At 46.3% G+C, this 270-nt stretch carries 1 protein-coding gene; it reads left to right on the top strand.

Annotated features, from left to right (window positions below; all coding sequences use genetic code 11):
• A partial coding sequence (locus R0J87_RS20660; RefSeq protein ID WP_498888592.1) for a hypothetical protein occupies positions 1 to 270 on the top strand: 270 nt, incomplete at both ends.

The following is a 270-nucleotide window of genomic DNA, read 5'->3' as shown; positions in this document are numbered from 1 at the left end:
ATCGGCAGTTTGTTTCATGGCTGGAAAAATCACCGAAAACCTTATGCGCTGGTCAATATCAGACGGATGCTGATTGGCTTTGCGGTTTTTGAAATGATCAAATCGATATGGATGGTGCTAGGAACACCCGCTACTTTGGGAATGGCTGTCATCATGGCCATGATGGCAACAATCGGCCTCTTGTCGATGGGGTGGATCCTCAACGATATGCACTATAATATTATGCGCCGGAAAGCGCTTGAACATGATTCTACACATGACGCATTGACC

Source organism: Halomonas sp. SIMBA_159 (genome assembly GCF_046536035.1).
Classification (GTDB): Bacteria; Pseudomonadota; Gammaproteobacteria; order Pseudomonadales; family Halomonadaceae; genus Vreelandella; species Vreelandella venusta_A.
This window is presented reverse-complemented; position numbering and strand designations above follow the sequence as displayed.